We start from the raw sequence: 18,697 nt of genomic DNA, 5'->3' as shown, positions 1-18,697 counted from the left end.
TACCGTAAGCAGTTGCTTACCGGGGGTGGAATCTTGACTTTGGATAAATTTAAATCACGACGAACGGATAGTTTACTGACGGGCATTAAGCCCCACAGCACCTGTTCTGTTGCTGAAGCTCCAATAGATGTATCGATTACCATGATCATTCCCAATATGGACACAGAAGAGGACTTTAATCTCATTTCAAGCGCACTGCTGGAGCTTAAGGGAGTAAACAGCGTGAGTCCGCTACTGCGGTGCAAAAGGATAGAAATCAATTTTAACCCAATAAAAATAGGTTTAGAGACAATCGCTCACTGCATAGGCATGCTGGGGTATCGCTACATTAAGCGTGTCTGAAAAAAGTGCTAAGCGCCAGTTTGGCGCTCCTAAAAGGTGCACCCGCACCTTTTTTACGTTCGTTACGCTTAAATAAAAATTATACTTACGCCACCGCTCAACAGTCTAACCAAACCGCAGCACCAACCAAAACGGCCCCATAAACCGCGGGGATGACAGCTAATGAGGCATTAATGGTTAAGCTTATAAACGAGGAACGTACAAAAGCCGGGCTAAAACCTTTAGAGGTGGATATGCGCTTAGTGCAAACTGCTAGGGCAAAGAGCCAGGACATGATCAGCAACAATTATTTCGGGCATAACTCGCCGGTTTACGGCAGCCCTTACCAGCAGATGAAAGCTGCGGGTATCGATGACTATTCGGTGTTAGGCGGGGAAAATATCGCCGGTAACTCTTCAGTTGAGGCTGCACATAAAGCATTCATGAACAGCCCGGGACACTGGGCTAATATTTTAGACCCCAGGTATACTCATCTAGGTATTGGGATTGTTAGCGGAGGACCTTACGGGATGATGATTACTCAGCATTTTGCCGGAAAGTAGATTTGTTTAAACCCACAACACTAGTCTCGCCAGGGAAGCAGGTTTGGCCTGGGGTCGAGGATTGACTGATACTGTTCCGCCACTCCGTACCGGCTGTCAGGGTCCAGTGCTTTATAACGGAAATATTTTTTCAACCTGTCTTCCGGTTTTAACCAACCCAGGTGTTTAATTCGCAGCTCACTGTTTTCTCCTTTAAAGGAGTCAATATTTACAGGAAACCGCCCGCAGTGCAGCGGCGTCTCTTTCCAGGTGTAATTAAAATCCGGGATATACCTTACCATAAAAGGGCGATACCATTTGTGGGCACTCCAGTAAGCATCTTCGCGATAATGACTTTCGTCCCACATGTCATACAGGCGGAAGGAATAGTAGTACACATCAGGGCGCCGGGCCAGTTCCTTTAAAACAGCTGGCGCCCGTTCCTCAAAAATTTCATCGGCATCCAAAATCAAAATCCAGTCAGGTCCTGTGCCTGCCGCCATTTCCCAAAGCTGTTTTCTCAAGACAATTTCGTTGTGAAAATGAGGTCCGTTGTTGGAATGGATGATTAGCGGGATGCCTTGCAGCGCCTGCCTGCAGACTTCAACCGTATTATCTTCGCTGGCATCGTCCAGGATAACTGCTGCATCAATATACCGGGCCGCATGTTGGAGCACTCTTGTCAAGTACCTGTCAGCTTCATTCCTGACCAGCATGGCTAAAGTTATCCTGCTTCCTTTTTGGGGGGTTAAATGGACAGGAGCCGGCTTTACGCCTATTTGCTGCTTGTATTCATCCAGTCCTGCCAGCTCCGACTCCCGGTAAATATGGTAAGGAGGGTAATGGGTGTCGGCATAAAGCTCTAACCCTAAGGCAGCTGCCCGGACGCAAAAATGGCGGTCTTCGCCAATTAGACCCAAATTGTAGATCTCCTTAAACGATACTCCCCTGGCCAGTGCACTTCTGCTGATCAGGGTACAAGCCCCCAATCCCCCTACCTTATAAGTGCCGGGAATTTTTAGCTGCTGCAAAAATTCCCCGCTCCTTTGCCTTATCTCTTCTTCGGTTAACTCCTCTCCCCTCTTGGCGTGATAGAGCCGATAGTTGTCACTAAGCCACACTTGGGGAAGCGGTTGAATCCCCGGTACCCATTTCGTCCAAAAAACCTCAGCCACTATATCCTTGCCCAAGACAGTTAAATGGCTTAAGGTCTTAGGATGAATGTAAAGGTCCGAATCGACCAGAAAAAGAAAGTCGTATTCTTCCTTTAAGGCTAAGTCTATAAATTTATTTTTAAAAGTGGCCACTTTCCAGATCAGGTCTTCCCGCCAGTGGTGGGTGGTTTCATCGCACAGGTAAGCATCCTCCCCATGGGAAGCAAGTATCCGGACATTGTCTTTTCCCTCTGCAAATTTGTTTAACAAGTCATGGTCGTTATGATCATCTATAAAGGCAAAATCCACGGTTAGGCCTGAGGTGTCCAACCGTTCCAAGGACTCCAAAAATTCGGCCAGAATACTTTCTTTCTGCCGAACAGGGCTCGCTATTAACACCCGCTTCTTCACAAACACACCTCCCCTTGCTCCACTAGCTGCCAACCATATTATACGGAGACGGCGCATAAGCCGCGCAGATTTCGTGAACACAGAGCAGCAGCAGTTGTTCCAAAAGCAGCCTCATTTGTTTTTTGGCGGGAAAGAGAGAGCAGTCCAGCCCGGCATACAGGGCCGCAGCTACGCAGCGCATTTCTTTCCCTGCAGCCATAACATAATTGATAACGTTTTCTTTCTGGGCTGAATTGGCTAATTTGAACAGTGTTGACAGAAAAGTTTCACTTAAGGAAACCAGCTCCTGATTGCAGATGTCATCCAGAAGCAAATGGTACAAGGAGAGCAGCAAAATCACTAAGGCCAGGGGTATCTCTCCAGCTTCAATCAGCCCCAGCCCAATTGCTTTTTTTACTGCAACTGTAGTGAACCGGCACAGTTCATTAAAATAGCACCGTCCGCTGCCGCTTTGCATAATCCCCAGCACCTGTGTCAATGGATAAAGCAGCCCGGGAGACCGGCTGAGGGCCGCCAAATACGCCTTCACTGCTTGTTGATAATGTCCAGCCAAGTTATAGGCGTCTCCTAATAAACTCAATATTTTACAGTCGGGGATAACTTTGCTCTCTGGAGCTTCAAGTGCTTTATTCAGATCTGCAGCGGCTTCCAGGCAGCGCCCCGTGCTGAGAAATGCAATTCCCCGAAGCAGCAGCAGGTCAGGGTGCTCAGGAAACACCTCCAGTGCTTTACTGGTATAGTTACACAGCTCATATATCCTCCCCAGTTTAAAGTAACCCAGGGCGGCAATGAGAATTGCATCCTGAAAATACCCTTCTGTTCCCCTCATGAGCTTAATGGCTTTTTCCAAACAGACCAGCCCCGCATCGACCTCATCCCGCTGGTAGTGTTCCAGGGCTAAACAATATAAAAGAAACGGGTCATCCGGCTGCCTGATTAATTCCCTCTTGATAATCAGTGTATTGCGTTTGAATTTGTCCTTTTTGCGCAGCTGTGTATCTAAATAGCCGTAATGGTTAATTATCAGGGGCGCCTGAACCAGACCGCGCCCCCGGTTGCCTTCCAGGATTGACGAAGTCACCTGTTCGTGGATAGCACCTCGAAAACGGTACTCCGGCTTATTCCTAAACAGCCTGACTGCTTGGTCCCAGGCTACTTCCTGGCCATCTCCCAAAAAGCTTTTGATCTGGAGGAAAAAGCCCTCCACCTCTTGGCAAGAGAGCAGCCGGGCAAATTCCTGCGTAGAAACATCTTGCAAAACCTCATCACAGTCCAGCACCAATATCCACTCGGAAGATGCCTGCTCCAAAGCGTAATTCTTGGCATGGGCAAAATTTTGATTCCAGGGATAATGAAAAAGCAGGGCCCCTGCCTGGGCGGCCAGCTCAGGTGTCCGGTCCTGCGAACCGGTGTCCACAACTATGATTTCCTCCACTAGATGCTGCACGCTTTTAATGCTTTTTAAAATCATTTCTTCTTCATCTTTGGCGATCATACACAAGCTGACGGTGGGTTTTTTATTCATCCTGTCACTTTCCTTTTAAACCAAACTTATTTGCACAAAAGCTTCGCCAGTTTCCCGCCCGCTGTCCGTAGCACTCAGCCAGACTCAAGCAGCCCTCGGCAGAAATATTCGTGCATAATGCTTCCAAGCCGCTCTTCAGCTTAAAGTAGAAGGAGTCCGCTTCGCTGCTCCGTTCCGGCAGATAATAGCTGCAGAGATCAAAGATTTTGATCAACTGTTCCAGGACATCCTCTTCCCGTATTTTCAACGGGCAAATTGGCATGGTACCTTTATCCAGTACCTGGATTAAACATAAAAAGGCATGGCCCAGGCACCTGGAGTCGGATTGCTTCCACAGAGCTAACGCAAGAGTCCTTGCCTGCGTAAATTCGCCCAAAAGCAGATGCGCCAGGAGGCAGTAAATAGAAGCCTCAGCCCTTAAAACTTTATCCTCTGAGACAGTATTTAACAACTCAAGACCCTGCCGTGCCCTGCCGGACAGGACAGCATATTTAGCCAAATCCAGCTTCAGTTCTCGAGCTACTTCTGCCGACGCTTTGAAATCTGCCAGGCAGCTGTAGGCGAGGTTTGCATAACCTGATATAAAAAACAAGTTGGCTGCCTCCTTGGCCATTTGAGCATCGGCCAATAACCCCTTCTCCCGCAAATAAGCCAGGGTAGCCTTGGGTCCGTGTGCAGTACAGAAGAGCATAAAGAGGTTGTAAAGGGGATAAACATAGTGCGGATTAGCCTGCAGCGCTTTTTCATAATTTTCTTTTGCCTCTTCCTTCTGGCCCAGCATTTCAGTACAATAGCCCAGATGATAATAGGCTAAAAAGCTTTCCGTCCCGTGTAAATGACTGTAAAGCGCCGGAGGTGAACCGCAAAGTACTGCCTGTTTGAGCCATTTTACTGCCAGCTGGTACTCCTTTTTTTCTTCAAAAAGCACCCCGCCCAAATAGTAAATGTCGGTATAATCAGGGTACTTTATATCAGCTTCCAGGCAGAGACAGATTGCCTCCTCCAGCCTGCCTAAAGCCTGTAAACACATAATTAGATAGCGTAAGGCAGGTGCGCGAAAAAGCAAATGCTCATCAGTAAGCTGTTCATAGCTCTGCTTTAAATAAGGCAAGGCCTTTTGGGGTTTTCCCAGCATCAGCCACTCCACTCCCAGGTAATACTGCAAAAAAAGGTTGTCAGGTTCCCGGGAACATGCCTTTTTCAAGAGTGCCAGGTTTCTTTCCCTTTTGCGGTTTCTCTCTTTGGTCGAAAGCAGCTTGTGCCTGATGCTTGGCCGGTCTGCCACCCCTACAACCCCTCGTTCTTGCACCACAACCTGTTCATGGATTTTGCCCTGAAAAAAGTAGCGCCCGTTGTTACGAAACAGCCGCAGCACGTGAAATATATTGTATGCCCCGGAAGAATCGGCGGTCGGATAATGGAGGGATAAGAGATAAGCTTCTACATTTTGCCCTGTGTTGATCAACCGCTGCAAGTCCCCCTCCCCGGAAACCAGTTCTTCATCGGCGTCTAAAGAAAGAATCCATTCGCCGCTGGCCTGCGCCAAAGCAAAATTGCGGGCGGCGCTAAAGTCGCCTTCCCAGGGATAGCGATAAATTTTATCTGTGAACCGGCTGGCAATTTCTACTGTGTTGTCCGTTGAGCCTGTGTCTACGATTATGATCTCGTCTACATGCCCTTGCACACTCTGCAGACATTTTGGCAGTTTTTTTTCTTCATCTTTAACAATTAAGATTAACGTGATGCGCTCTTTCACGAGGTTGCAGACACCTCCCCGGTCAGCTTCTTAAACACCGGGGCCTCGGGATATTTCCGCAGCGCCTCGTCTAATATTTGCCTGCGCTGTTCATCGTACAACCGGATCAAACTGATATAATGCCGAGGCTCATCTGGGCTGAATTCGATAGCACGCTGGTAGTGCTGTTCGGCTTCAAGATAGCTGCCTTTTTCCCGGCAGATCTCTGCCAGAAGGTAATAGGCCTTCCCGTCCTGTCTTTGCTCCACATATTGGCGAAGAAGGTTTTCGGCTGGCTCAATCTGTCCATAATCATAAAATGCTTGGGCAATGGTCAGAAGGTGCGGTTCCAAAGATTCCGCGTGAACTCCGTTTAAAATATCCAGCGCTTTCTCAAGTTCTTTCATATAAAGCAACCTGAACAGGATATCCAGAAACAGCGCCATTCCGTCCTGCCCCAAAAATACCTGGCTAACCTCTTTTTTCCCCTGCAAACTGTCAATTAAACTTAAGACATTAGCCGTATCCTGGGCCAAACCCAGGGAGTGCAACTCAGCCAGTAAAGTCCGCACCTTGCGCTTCTTTCCCTGGAGCCAAAAGATAATCAATTCATTTAACTTGACCAGCGGGTAGAACTCACTTTCCCTGGTATAGGCCTCTAGAATTCGCAGTGCTTCCAGGTAGCGCCGTTCCTGGATGAGGCAAATGGCTCTCCACAGCCTGACCCCAGAGGAGTCCAAGCTTTTTTCCAAATAGTGCAAAGCTAACCCGTAGGCCCCTTGGCGCAAATATATTTCGGCCATTGCCTGGTTAGCGTGAGGCGTGCAAAATTCACACACTTTTTCCAGGCATTCTTTGGTATACTGGGGATTTTGCCGGGGGTTGAGAATCCGGACCATACTTTCTAAAGCAGGAATAAAATTTGGATTATCACTTATGCTGGCAATGTAAAACCTCAGCGCCTCTTCATAATCTAAAAAGGTTTGGGCGATTTGCCCCAGGTGGTAATAGGCCCGAAAGCCCCTGATCCCGGCAAAGGATGCATATTGGGCGGGCTGTTCAGGCATGGATATGGCTTTTAACAAATATTCATAAGCTGAGCTGTACTGCTTTAATTCCAGGTAGAGCAGCCCGGCATAATAGTATAAGTCGGCGTAGTTGGGAAAAAACTTAAGGCCCAGTAAAGCCACATTCAAGGCTTGGGCCGGCTGGGCGGCTGACTGGTAAGCCAAGACAATATACCTAAGCAGCTTAGGTAGATAAATCGTGTTAGGATCTATGCCGTTGGCCGCCCTTATTAATTCCAATGCCGCTTCCTCATATCTTTGAGCACGGTACAGTTCCACCCCGTAATGATACCTTAACAGCCGGTTTCCCTGCTCTTGTTCCAGTTCTTTTTCGATTATCTTTAAATTCCTGTTCTTCTTGTCTTTTTCACTGATCTGGCTGTCCAAGTAGCCGTAATGAATGATGACAAAATCCTCCGCAATCCGGTAGGCTGCTTTTGGGTTTTTCTCCAGAATCACATCGGCAATCTGTTCATGAATTGCCCCCCGAAACCTGTATTCCGGCCTGTTCCTGAAAAGGCGGAAAATTAAATCTGGACATGTTTCAGTCCATCCCTCGCTCCCGATCAAGCTGACTATTTTAACGAAATAACCCTCAACATCCTCGTTGCTTGTTAACCTGCGCAGCACTTCACAGCTCTCCCTGGGCAGTTCCTCGTCGGCATCCAGAAATAAAATCCACTCGCCGGTAGCCCCCTCAAGAGAGGCGTTCCGGGCGTCGCTGAAATTGTCATTCCAAATAAATGAACGAACAACTGCCCCTGCTTCCCGGGCTACCTGGCATGTATTATCGGTAGAGCCGGTATCCACCACAATAATTTCATCTACAACTCCCTGCACACTCTTTAAACACCTGCGCAGGTTCTGTTCTTCATTTCTCGCAATCATACATAAACTTATTTTACTCTCCATGGCCGTACACTCACCTTTGCATTTCCCTTTTCAATAATTAATATATGAAGGATAGAAAAAAACGTACAAATTCACAAACATTTCCATCATATTTTTCATACTATAGAGCAGGAGCAAAAAAAAAAAAAAGAAAGGAGGGAACATTATGCCTAACTTTAAAGTCTTTCAAGATGTACCTGACCAGGCAAGGGTAAAAATATTTGGTTCCAATGATGTGGCATTTAATACCGACTCTTCGGGAAACCTTACTATCACTTCCACCGGCTTGGCTATTACTGCTCCTGCCAACGGTCTCACTGTCACTGCGCCGGCTTCCGGTCTATCCATCACGCCGCCCACCGGGGGGCTGTCCATTACACCGCCGACCAACGGCCTCTCCATCACCAGCACCGGCTTGGCTATTACTGCCCCTGCCAACGGTCTCACTGTCACTGCGCCGGCTTCCGGTCTATCCATCACGCCGCCTACAGGGGGGCTGTTAATCACCACTACAGGCCTGGCAGTTGCTACCGCAACAACGGACGTATCGGCTACCAGGGCAAACATCACGGATACCGCTGGCACACCTGACACGACTTATACTGTGCTGGATTTGAAAACATGGACTTTTGGCGTAGTCAATAATTCTCTCGTAGCAAATGCCCAGGCACTGGTCACACTCCAGATCAGCCCGGACGGAACAACCTGGAATGACCATGTTGGCCCGGTTACTATTAACCAGAACGCACTGCAAACTTTTGTATCATCCATCTTCTTGAAATACGCTAGACTTTATTACAGCGCTGTCAGCGCCGCCAGTGCCGTAACTTTAAACATCTTTTTCCAAGGACAGTCCTAAAGTGGGACATTCCTTAACAGTTTCTCTCGTCGATTGGGAACATTCTGCGGCAACCATGTTATATTCATCGGAATTGTGTCCCCTGACCTTATAAGATTAGGGAAGATATCTATCTTCCCTAATACATAAACAAGAATAAAAGCATTTTATGCGCCTTAAAGCATATAATAATGTGATGGTATATCAGTTAAGTTATTGAGAAACAGCCATAACCTGTATTTTAAGGGGGCAGCGGCATGATCGGCTCTCAGTGGACAACGAAAGATGCAAAGAAAATCCCCCGCAAACAAGACCCCGCGTATGACATAACATGCATAGCTGCTAACACAGTAATTGGCAACTGCTACAAAGAACTTCAAAAGGAGTTCACTTTTGAAGTTCCTTTTTACAATTTACAATACTGCACAGACTGCCAATGCCTCCCCAAACCGGGAACCGAACGGATAATTTATTGGGAAAGCAAACCGACAGCACAAGCCTGCGTCCACAATGTTTTTCTGTGGTTAGCAAAGTCTTTCACCTTCATCTTCCGTTGTCCTACAGGCGACATCACTTTTAGCAAAGAACTCGTCTTCCCGGTTTATTGCGCCTTGCCGGTAAGCAGAAGCGGTGATTTTCAGCTTACAGCAAGTGCGACTCCGTTTAACATTCTCTGTTCTTTCAGCGCAGGAGAGAGCGCTTTTGCCAGGTTTCAAGGAGAGCAGTTCGGGGAACAATTCGGCTTTGCTGTAGCATATAACCCTGAGCCCTCCTCAATCGTAATCGGCTCTCCCTCGGCAGCAAACGGAAATAGAAAAGATGCAGGCAAGGTAACGGCCCTCTCACCGCAAACAGGAATTAAGCTTTTTGCCAAGTATGGGGACAACCAAGATGACAACCTGGGTTTTGCCCTTGACGCAGGTTTAAAAATGAGCGGGATTATCTCTAATAATATCCTGACAGGTGCACCCTGGAGCGGAACAGGTATTTTAAAATGGGCGGGATTAATACAAATTCTTGCTGGTAACGATGGAACTACCCTGCTGGAAATCGCGCACACCACTCCTGGGGATGAATTCGGCTGGTCCGTGTCCTGGGCCGGTGATCTGGATGGGGATGGAACCACGGACTTTCTTGTAGGGGCCGCCTCAGCCTCACCCGGCGGGAAAGTCAACGCCGGCAGTGTTTTTGCCATTTCAGGGGCTTCCGGCGCTGTACTTTATCGTCTGGATGGCCAAAATCCCGGAGATGTCTTTGGGTATGCTCTGGCCGCCATTGGAGATATTGACGGCGATGGCGTTCCCGATTTCGCCGTAGGCGCGCCGTTTGCTTCACCTTCAGGTCTGGATCAGGCCGGGATTATTTATGTCTATTCGGGGCAAAACGGTGCCTTGCTTTACAGTATAGAAGGCGCGGAATATAACGCCGGCCTCGGGTTTTCCCTCAGCCCTTTGGGAGACATCAACGGAGACGGCATCCCTGATTTTGCTGCAGGTGCCCCGGATAGCTCCTCCGGCGGAAAGACGGGATCCGGATCAGCCTACATATTTTCCGGGATGGACGGATCTGTACTGCTGAGCTTCCACGGTCCTGTCAGCGGGGAAGAATGCGGGATAGCAGTGTCGGCTATCGGCGATTTGGACGGTGACGGCCTTCCCGATCTGGCAGTTGGAGCCCCTAGCGCTTCTCCCAATAATCAACAATTTGCCGGCCGGGTTTATTTGGTTTCCAGCAGCAGCGGTCAAGTCCTACGAGTCCTTGAGGGAAAAGACCCTTGGAGCCAATTTGGCTGGTCCGTGGCCAGTGTGGGAAAACCGGACTCAAACCAGATTTTTATTGGTTCTCCGGGAAATGACTCCGTATATGTTTATCAATATCAGGCATACAAGGTCCAATGCAATATGAATCTGCGCGTAACGGTAACCGCACTGCAAAAAACGGATATCTTAATTCCTGCCGTAGTTTGCTTGTGAAAAAGTTCTGTATAGGGGACGAAAAAGGACTGGTTGCGAGAAACAACCAGTCAAGCAGGTTAGAAGATGGCACTTTTGGAAAATACTGCTTCCAATCTTAATATATGTATTTAGTGCCAAAATGTTGCCTTGTTAATTATTTTTGTCGAAAGGAGAATGGTAATTTTGAGTAGTGAAATCATTGTTGGCGCAATTGCTTTAGCCCTGGGGGTAATTATCGGCAGTTCATATTGGGACCTAAAACTTAAAAGTTTGGCAAACTGGATTAAAAAGACCATTCCAGGCTCGCAGCTTGAACCTATCTTGGGAGATATGCTGATAGAGCTAGGCCGGGAGCTAAAAAATGGTGAAATCAGCGCGAAACAAGCTTTTGGAAAAATAAAAGGAATGTTAAAGGCAAACACTTATATCCAGCGCTTCCACACTCCTGAAAAATAAAGAAATAAGCCTCCTGCTCTTACTATCCCTAGTTTTGCCAGAACAACGTTTTTTTAAAACCGGGTTTAACTAACTCGGATTACGGAAAATTCCGGAAAGCAAGTCACTAGTGAAGTATACCGTTAATTTGCCCGCCGAAAGGCCCATAAACCGTCAGCCAACCTGGCAAATTCCTCTAAACTGAGGGTTTCGCCCCGTCGGCTGCCTTCTATCCCGCAGGAATCAAGAATGTCAAGCAGTTCACCTTTTGTAATAAAGCCAAACTTGTTATTTAGTGCATTTAACAGGGTTTTTCTACGTTGGGCAAAGGCCCCTTTAACCACTTGAAAAAAGATGACTTCATCTTGGACCGTAACAGCCGGTTTTTCCCGCATCTTTAATTTGATAACTGCAGAAGCCACATCGGGAGCAGGCAGGAAGGACGAGGCAGGCACGTGGGTTATAAGGCTTGCTTCAGTATAATACTGTATAGCCACTGACAAAGCCCCGTAGTCTTTTCCGCCCGGGTTAGCGACCATGCGCTCCGCTACTTCCCTCTGCACCATAATTACCATGGATTCGATTCGATATTGATGCTCCAGGAGATGCATAATGATGGGAGTGGTAATATAGTAGGGCAAATTAGCCACCACTTTGTATTTCCCCTGCCTTCTATCGGGGAAATTGGCAGCCACTGCTTGGTCCAAATCCAGTTTTAAAATGTCGGCATTTATAACCCTAACATTCTTATAGCCTGCCAGTGTCTCAGTGAGAATTGGCAGCAAAGTGCGGTCCAGTTCCACAGCCAGCACCCCTCCGGCCCGGGCTGCCAGCCCCTGGGTAAGAGTGCCTAAACCAGGGCCCACTTCCACCACCACATCGCTCTTTTGCAGGTGAGCGCTGTCCAGAATCTTTTCAACAACAGATTCGTTAATTAAAAAATTTTGACCATAACTCTTTTTAATTTTAAAATTATGCTTGCGCATAATTTCTTTGATCTTGGAAATTGCGGTCAGTTCCTTCATTTTTCCTCACATTGTTCTGCATACAGCATGACTGTTGCTAATAGCTACCATGTAAAACGTCAACCTTTGTATCCGCTGCTCGTCCGCCTTCAGTTAAACTCTTCACAAAGCTCTATGGCTCGTCAAAAAGAGCAGCTACGACACAATGGACTATAATTTTTAATTCTTCAGGTGGTGGTGCGAAAAAGCATAGGGGTCTGTAAGCATTTAACTAACCTTTAGTTTAACAAATTGTTCTTGAAAATAGTCAAAAGTGAGGCGCCAGGCCTCACTCCAAGATATAAACCTTGACTTTCTTACGACCCCATTTAGCAGCCCTATCCTCGCTTTCCAAAAACACGTCAATCCGTTCACCCTGAATAGCACTGCCCACATCCAATGCCCTGCCAAAACCGTAACCCTCTATATAAAGCTTGCTGCCCAGAGGGATTACGTCGGGGTCTACAGCAACTGTTCCCACTTTGGGTATTGTTCCGGAATAGGTTCTGTTTCCGGTATGGGTGTAAGCCGTCGCCGTCACCACCAGGGACTGGCTAAACCGCAAGTTGTGGCCCCCCCTGGAAACCATGCTTAGGGTGCCGTAAGCAATCCGCCGGTTAACCGGTTTTTGCACAATTTCGCTTTTTACCACTTGACGGCTGATTTCCTTGCCGTCTTGGTATGTTATTTTAATAATCTTTCTTTCCAAGCCTTCCTTGCCTTCCTGGATGACTTTAGTTTGTCCTTTTTCCAAGCTTGCGTTGGGCTCCCTTTCAACCTGGAAAGGAATAACATTTTCCTGTACTACCTCTTTAAACCCTATTCTCTGCACAGTTATTTTGCCGGAGCTTTTTAAAAATGTCGCTCCGCTGGGACTCACCTTGTCATGGGGTCCTAAAACGATCTTGGCCTGCTTGAGAATTTGTTCTACAGTAGTAGGGGTAGTGGTAACCTGCAGCACTTTGCCATCTACCTGCACTTGCACAGGAAAAGCTCTAATTACTTGGATTGTCATGCCATCCTGTAAAGGTGTTGTAAGCTCATAGGAGACTTTATCCTCAGGAGCTAGCGTAATGCCCTGCTCAAGAAGCACCTCCCCTACCTCACTTTTAAATGTCTTAACTTGAATGGATTTGCCGTCGACCATGAGGTTTAGGTCCTTGAGAGCCCAGGCATAAGTAGTTAGCCCTAGCGAAAAAATTACAATTCCGGTGATTATGCTGATAATAATGTACTGTCGTTTCCGCTGGGCCTGAACAAGTTGCTTGCGCCAACCGCTTATCCAGGCGTTCATTTTCAACCTCCCGTAATTTACATCGGAAAATCTTCATCTCACAGCCCTCTAAAGGCTCTTTTATCTCTCTACGATTTTCCATATTTTGTTAAAAACAAGACTTAAAACGTGTAATCATATTATTTCTCTGTCAATAAAAAAATTCCTGCTTTTGCAGGAATTTTTACTGATTACTCCAAAATATAGACTTGAACAGACCTTCGCCCCCACTGCAGTGCTTCCGTCTCCGTCTCATAAAACAAGTCGATCTTGTTGCCTTTAATGGCGCTGCCTGTATCTTGGGCCGAACCGTATCCATATCCCTCTACGTATAATTTGGTACCTAAAGGAATTACTTTCGGGTCTACCGCAATTACGCCCTCGTGAGGCACGATGCCTGTGGCCGTTCTATTTCCCGTATGGGTATAGGCAGATGCTTCCATGAGGAGCATCCTCCTCCCTGCCAGTTCCCTTGAAGCATGTTTTAGCTGCTGGTCTTTAGTACCGTAAGCTATAATCTCAGGTACCGGTTCCTTGAGAATTTGCCTTTCCACAACTTTGCGCCCGGTCTCGACGCCGTCAGTGTAAATGATAGCAAATACTTCCTTTACCACTCCCTGGCTTCCCTGTTGAATAACTTTCGATTTGCCTTTGGCCAAAAATTGATCGGGCTGCCTTTTTACGGGATAAGACAAGCTGGAATTTTGCTCAATTCTTTTTTCTTCCACACGAATCACTCTGATTTTTTTGTTCGGGGTAGCTGCGTTGTTGAGGTTATGCACAACCTTATCCAACCTGCCCAACTCTATTCCAGCCAGCTCAAGGGCCCGCTCCACTGTAGGGTCGGCCAAGCGGACGGTTTTGACTACCCCGTCGAAGGAAATTTCAACGTTAACTGCCCGGGCAATGCGTATGAGCATCCCTTCGCTAATTTTGCTTGAAACAGCGGGAAACACCACATCTTCCCGGCCCAAATCGATCCCTTGCTCCTGAAGCACATCCTCTACATACCTAGCGTATGTTTTAACCTGCTGTAATTTGCCTGAATCTGCAATGGTTACAGTTTTTACTGCCCAGGCGTAGCCAATAACTGCCATAAAAATGGCAGAAGCCAGGCCGGCGACAGCCAGCCAGGTCCGTTTTGACCACCTTGGCCTGAGCCGCACTACTGCAAACATATCTCCACCTCTTATAGATTATTGTGCTAATTGTACATGCAATTAGTTCATGTTTATGCGTTCCTCCTTTTTGGTAGAACCCATTATTATAATATGCTAAATTTTACCATTTTAAACATGTCCACCGGAACTTCGCCCAACTCCGGAACACTTTTGTGCACAATGCTCGGGTAAACGCAGGTAAATTGTTAATCAAAGTCAGTGAATTAAATTAGTTGTAAAATATTTACTTGTGTTATTGATAATTGTTACTATAATTAAAAGGTAAAGGAGGGAATTGCATGGTTATTGAAACAGCAGGCATTAAGTTAACTGCAGACGAGAAAGCGGAAGTGGTAAAACAAGCGCAGGCAATGGCCGCAAGTAAAGGGGAACAGGTTGCCAAGATAAAAGCCTGGATGGATTCGGAAGGGTTTCTCTGTTTTCAGCCCTTTTTCAAAAGAGAGATCAGGAGAGTCCGCAGAATTACCGGGTACTTTTCGGAAATCAAAAATTTTAACGATGCCAAGAAAGCGGAATTGCGGGACCGGGTGGCCCATGTTTAATCGTCTATAAGTATAAGCATCTTCATCCTTCAGCCCGAAGACAAAAAATGCTTTACAGACAGTATAAATATTTAAGGGGCTGTCCCAATTATGGGACAGCCCCTTAAATATTAGGTAAACCGTCTCTCTTATGAATTTGCTTAAACTAACGAGTTTTTTGCAGAAAAAAGCCTATATTTTATAGTAAATTGAGATATGATAGGAAAAAAACGAAAAAGTAAAACGGAAATACCTTCTTACCTTTTAAGTAAATAAAACTTTACTAGTGCCGCTATTTCCCTTATAAAACCTGCCATCTCATAAGCTCTGTATTGCGTTAAATAGACTCCGGAATAAGTAGCGTTCAGACCCACTGATTGTGCCATCAAAGAAGTCCTCTTCAAATGATATTTGTTCGATACAATCACAGCATCCTTTAAGCCATACGCTTCCATCTTATCTTTGGAAAATAAAATATTTTCCATGGTGGAAGTGGATTGATCTTCCGTTATTATCTTTTTCGGTTCTACCCCCCGGGCAATAAGGTATTGTCTCATTGCTTCCGCCTCGGGGATATCCTCCCCGGGTCCTTGCCCTCCAGAAACAATTATATACTGCCCGTATCCCGCTTGATAAAGCCGCAGGCCTTCATCTAGTCTTGCCTGCAGAAAAGGGCTGGGAACAGTCCCGTACAATCTGCAGCCAAGCACAATAACGGCATCGGCAGAAGACGGTCTGGCGTTTTGTCCGAATCGGGTTATGTTCATTCCTACGAGGGATAAAAAAACAACCCCGGTAACAGCCATTGTTAAAATTGTTTTAAACAGTTTTTCATTTTTCACTCCCATTACATATTCCGCCCTTCACCGTGATGTTTTGCTACAAAGCCATTTATATCTATAACACCGAAAAACTGCGGAATATGACATCAGTACTATATTTTAATCCCCGCCTATATTTGCTTGGCTATAAATTAAGGTGACAGCAGTACTCAATAAAAAATCTTTCCTCACCGCTTCTCAGATTCTTGCCTCCGGAACAATTATCAGTCTTATCTTACCTTTGCCCCGAGCACACTTTGCATCTGTCCCAATACAAATTCATGGGCGGCCTGGTCAAAGCTCGCTACCCCGCCCCGGCAGACAATCGTCTTAATATCCCTGTTACAAAGCTCCTCCACGGTATAGAGCACGCAGATATTGGTGCAGTTGCCCACTACCTCTACTGCCAGACCCTCTAAGGTGCAGCCTTTGTGATGGCAGATATTTTGCAGAATTTTATCCAGGTCGGTGTTATGAAAACCGCTGTAGCGCTGTTTTTCCACAATATGCACCAGCCCAGACTCACTGTCTGGTTTCAGCTCCGGGATGATCTCCGCCCCCCAGGTTCCCCTGACAGCATGGGGTGGAAACTTGGCAAACTCCTTATCATTTTCATCGTGGCTGTCACAAATATAAATTACGGCATCACCACTCTGCAGATATTCTTCAATTTTAGTTTTGATAAACGGTATAATTTTTCTTGCCTCATCGCCACAGTATAACGCGCCTCGGGGGTCCATAAAATCATTGAGCATATCCACAACAAAGAGTACCCTGGCCACAAACCCAACCCCTTTCTAAACTCACCTATCCACTGAGCATAATTTGACAATACTTGAAGTTTTCCTCTCTCTCCGTTTTCTTTAAAAAATAAAGCTTCTATATATCCTTCATAGTTAGAGCAATGCGTTTGCGTTCCAGGTCGACGCTTAAGATTTTCACCTGAACTATATCCCCCACGTTGACTGCTTCCATCGGGTTTTTAATAAATTGCTCGCTTAACTGGGAGATATGCACCAGTCCGTCCTGATGCACCCCGATATCCACAAAAGCACCGAAATCCACCACATTGCGTACCACCCCGGTGAGCACCATGCCCGGCTGGAGATGTTCCATCTCCATTACTCCCGCTTTAAAGACAGGCGGCGGCAAGTCTTCCCTGGGGTCGCGGCCCGGCTTCTCCAATTCTTTGACAATATCCCGGAGGGTAGGCAGCCCTATCCCCAGCTTAACAGCTAGAGCCGGCAAGTCAGCCTCTATCTTGATTTGTTTCTGCTCTTCCAGGCTGATACCCAACTCCTCCAGAAGCCGGTAGGTCACTTGGTATGATTCGGGATGCACCGCGGTGTTATCCAGGGGGTTGGTGCCGCCGGGTATTCTCAGGAAACCCGCGCACTGCTCAAAGGTTTTAGGCCCAAGGCCTGCTACTTTTAAAAGCTCCTGCCGGTCCTTAAAGCTGCCGTTTTCTTCTCTGTACTTCACTATCTTTTTAGCGGCAGCAGCGGAAACACCGGCCACGTAACTTAACAGCGACGGGGAAGCGGTGTTTAAATCCACACCAACGCTGTTCACGCAGTCCTCTACCACTCCCTGCAGAGTTTCCCCCAGTCTTTTCTGGTTGACGTCGTGCTGGTATTGACCCACCCCGATGGCTTTAGGGTCGATTTTTACCAGCTCCGCCAGCGGGTCCAGTAGCCTCCTGGCAATCGAGACGGCACTCCTTAAAGTCACATCTAGCTGCGGAAACTCTTCCTGGGCTAGCTTAGAAGCCGAATACACCGAAGCCCCTGCCTCGTTTACAATGGTATAAAGCACCTTGCCTTCCAACTCAGGCAGGAGGCCTGCGATGAATTTCTCGCTTTCCCTGGAAGCGGTGCCATTGCCGATGGCAATAGCAGTTACCTTGTGTTTCTTTACCAGTTCCTTTACTTTTACTGCCGACTCCTCCAGCTTGTTTTGGGGAGGCGTGGGGTAAATCACTGCTGTTTCCAGCACTTTGCCCGTTGAGTCTACTACAGCCAACTTGCACCCGGTCCGGTAGGCCGGGTCAAAGCCCAGCACCGTCTGCCCTTTGCAAGGGGGCTGCAAGAGCAGCTTTTTCAAATTCACGGCAAAGACCTTAATGGCCTGCTCCTCTCCCTTTTCCGTCAGCTCTCGGCGCAATTCCCTCTCCAGGCTGGGCTGGAGCAGCCGCTGGTAGCCGTCCAAAATGGCCTGGCGCACATATTCTTCAGCTACAATGCCTGCTTTGATAAAAACCCTGTCTAAATGCTGCAGAATTTCAGCATCGGGGAATTGAATTTTAACCTCCAGGAATTCTTCTTTTTCTCCCCGGTTGACGGCCAAAATGCGGTGGGGCGGGATGGTGCCCACTTTTTCTTGGTAATCATAATACATTTCATAAGGGGATCTTTCATCAGTTTGGGCCTTTTTAAACGAAACCAGCAGTCCCTTCTTACCGGTCAGTTCCCGGATATATTTGCGCACTTCGGCATCGTCGGAAACTCTTTCAGCAATAATGTCCTGGGCCCCTTGGACAGCTTCTTCCACCGAATTGACGCCCAGTTCGGGATTGAGAAAAGCCTTAGCTTCCTGCAAAATATCCCCGGAGGTTAAATTAAGCATGAGCTCAGCCAAGGGTTCCAGTCCCTTTTCCTTGGCCGCTGAAGCCCTGGTCTTTCTTTTGGGACGGAAAGGCCGGTAAATATCTTCCAGTTCCACCAGCGCCTTAGCCGAATCAATTTTACGCTGCAGTTCCCCTGTTAAAACACCCTGCTCTGCCAATAAACGGCTGATCTCTGCCCGGCGTTCTTCCAGGTTGCGCAGGTAATTTAAGCGCTCTGTCAGCCCCCGCAACACCTCGTCATTTAAACCGCCGGTCACCTCTTTCCGGTAACGGGCGATAAAAGGTACAGTGTTACCCTCGTCTAAAAGTTTAATGGTGTTTTCTACCTGTTCTTTTTTTAGGCCAAATTCATTAGCAAGCAGTGCAGTGATTTCCAAAGACTTCTCTCCTTTATCTA

16 protein-coding genes are annotated in these 18,697 nt (G+C 47.2%); 6 read left to right on the top strand and 10 right to left on the bottom strand.

From position 1 onward, the window contains the following. Positions 1 to 33 precede the first annotated feature (33 nt). Positions 34 to 342 (top strand): hypothetical protein, encoded by a 309-nt coding sequence (locus tag EYS13_RS13580; protein ID WP_227763801.1) that lies wholly within the window; start codon positions 34 to 36, stop codon positions 340 to 342. 173 nt (positions 343 to 515) lie between these two features. Beyond that, entirely contained in the window at positions 516 to 884 is a 369-nt protein-coding gene (locus tag EYS13_RS13575; protein WP_227763799.1) for a CAP domain-containing protein, read from the top strand. A 20-nt stretch (positions 885 to 904) separates the two neighbouring features. Here the strand turns inward: EYS13_RS13575 and EYS13_RS13570 are convergent, their stop codons facing one another. Genes EYS13_RS13570 through EYS13_RS13555 form a run of 4 tightly spaced genes read right to left on the bottom strand, consistent with a single transcriptional unit; the run spans position 905 to position 7,667 of the window. Then, positions 905 to 2,428 (bottom strand): glycosyltransferase, encoded by a 1,524-nt coding sequence (locus tag EYS13_RS13570; RefSeq protein WP_227763798.1) that lies wholly within the window; start codon positions 2,426 to 2,428, stop codon positions 905 to 907. 22 nt (positions 2,429 to 2,450) lie between these two features. After that, positions 2,451 to 3,953, bottom strand: coding sequence for a glycosyltransferase (locus EYS13_RS13565; protein ID WP_227763796.1), 1,503 nt, complete (start codon positions 3,951 to 3,953; stop codon positions 2,451 to 2,453). A 4-nt stretch (positions 3,954 to 3,957) separates the two neighbouring features. Next, positions 3,958 to 5,709 (bottom strand): glycosyltransferase, encoded by a 1,752-nt coding sequence (locus EYS13_RS13560; protein WP_227763794.1) that lies wholly within the window; start codon positions 5,707 to 5,709, stop codon positions 3,958 to 3,960. Beyond that, on the bottom strand, positions 5,706 to 7,667 hold the full coding sequence (locus EYS13_RS13555; RefSeq protein ID WP_227763792.1) for a glycosyltransferase family 2 protein: 1,962 nt from the start codon (positions 7,665 to 7,667) through the stop codon (positions 5,706 to 5,708). Before EYS13_RS13555 ends, EYS13_RS13560 begins: the two co-directional genes overlap by 4 nt. Positions 7,668 to 7,812: 145 nt before the next feature. On the opposite strand from EYS13_RS13555, the gene EYS13_RS13550 reads away from it, so the two are divergent. The 3 genes from EYS13_RS13550 to EYS13_RS13540 all read left to right on the top strand — a co-directional run bounded on the left by EYS13_RS13550 (position 7,813) and on the right by EYS13_RS13540 (position 10,895). Further along, a complete protein-coding gene (locus EYS13_RS13550; RefSeq protein WP_227763790.1) occupies positions 7,813 to 8,505 on the top strand; it encodes a DUF6385 domain-containing protein in 693 nt (230 codons plus the stop codon). Between the two features lie 236 nt (positions 8,506 to 8,741). Next, positions 8,742 to 10,457, top strand: a complete 1,716-nt coding sequence (locus tag EYS13_RS13545; protein WP_227763789.1) for an FG-GAP-like repeat-containing protein — start codon at positions 8,742 to 8,744, stop codon at positions 10,455 to 10,457. 165 nt (positions 10,458 to 10,622) lie between these two features. Next, the gene (locus EYS13_RS13540; protein WP_227763787.1) at positions 10,623 to 10,895 is read left to right on the top strand and encodes a hypothetical protein; all 273 of its coding nucleotides are present in this window, start codon (positions 10,623 to 10,625) and stop codon (positions 10,893 to 10,895) included. 122 nt (positions 10,896 to 11,017) lie between these two features. On the opposite strand, the gene rsmA is transcribed toward EYS13_RS13540, so the two are convergent. From rsmA to EYS13_RS13520, 3 genes are all read right to left on the bottom strand, one after another. Next, entirely contained in the window at positions 11,018 to 11,899 is an 882-nt protein-coding gene (rsmA, locus tag EYS13_RS13535) for a 16S rRNA (adenine(1518)-N(6)/adenine(1519)-N(6))-dimethyltransferase RsmA (RefSeq protein WP_227763785.1), read from the bottom strand. 268 nt (positions 11,900 to 12,167) lie between these two features. Continuing rightward, on the bottom strand, positions 12,168 to 13,172 hold the full coding sequence (locus EYS13_RS16390; protein WP_277998208.1) for a resuscitation-promoting factor: 1,005 nt from the start codon (positions 13,170 to 13,172) through the stop codon (positions 12,168 to 12,170). 170 nt (positions 13,173 to 13,342) lie between these two features. Further along, complete coding sequence (locus EYS13_RS13520) at positions 13,343 to 14,329, bottom strand: resuscitation-promoting factor (RefSeq protein ID WP_227763783.1); 987 nt, start codon at positions 14,327 to 14,329, stop codon at positions 13,343 to 13,345. 281 nt (positions 14,330 to 14,610) lie between these two features. Between EYS13_RS13520 and nrdD the strand changes: the two genes are divergently transcribed. After that, on the top strand, positions 14,611 to 14,874 hold the full coding sequence (nrdD, locus tag EYS13_RS13515) for an anaerobic ribonucleoside-triphosphate reductase (RefSeq protein ID WP_227763781.1): 264 nt from the start codon (positions 14,611 to 14,613) through the stop codon (positions 14,872 to 14,874). 236 nt (positions 14,875 to 15,110) lie between these two features. Here the strand turns inward: nrdD and EYS13_RS13510 are convergent, their stop codons facing one another. From EYS13_RS13510 to EYS13_RS13500, 3 genes are all read right to left on the bottom strand, one after another. Further along, positions 15,111 to 15,701: a YdcF family protein gene (locus EYS13_RS13510; protein WP_227763779.1), complete on the bottom strand. Its 591-nt coding sequence runs from the start codon at positions 15,699 to 15,701 to the stop codon at positions 15,111 to 15,113. 203 nt (positions 15,702 to 15,904) lie between these two features. Then, positions 15,905 to 16,456 carry a cysteine hydrolase family protein gene (locus tag EYS13_RS13505; protein WP_227763777.1) on the bottom strand — a complete coding sequence of 184 codons (552 nt, stop codon included), beginning with the start codon at positions 16,454 to 16,456 and terminating at the stop codon, positions 15,905 to 15,907. A 97-nt stretch (positions 16,457 to 16,553) separates the two neighbouring features. Continuing rightward, positions 16,554 to 18,677 carry a Tex family protein gene (locus EYS13_RS13500; protein ID WP_227763775.1) on the bottom strand — a complete coding sequence of 708 codons (2,124 nt, stop codon included), beginning with the start codon at positions 18,675 to 18,677 and terminating at the stop codon, positions 16,554 to 16,556. Positions 18,678 to 18,697 lie beyond the last annotated feature (20 nt).

The organism is Zhaonella formicivorans, from assembly GCF_004353525.1.
Taxonomy (GTDB): domain Bacteria; phylum Bacillota; class DUOV01; order DUOV01; family Zhaonellaceae; genus Zhaonella; species Zhaonella formicivorans.
The sequence above is the reverse complement of the archived record's forward strand: the minus strand, read 5'-3'. Positions and strand labels throughout refer to the sequence as shown.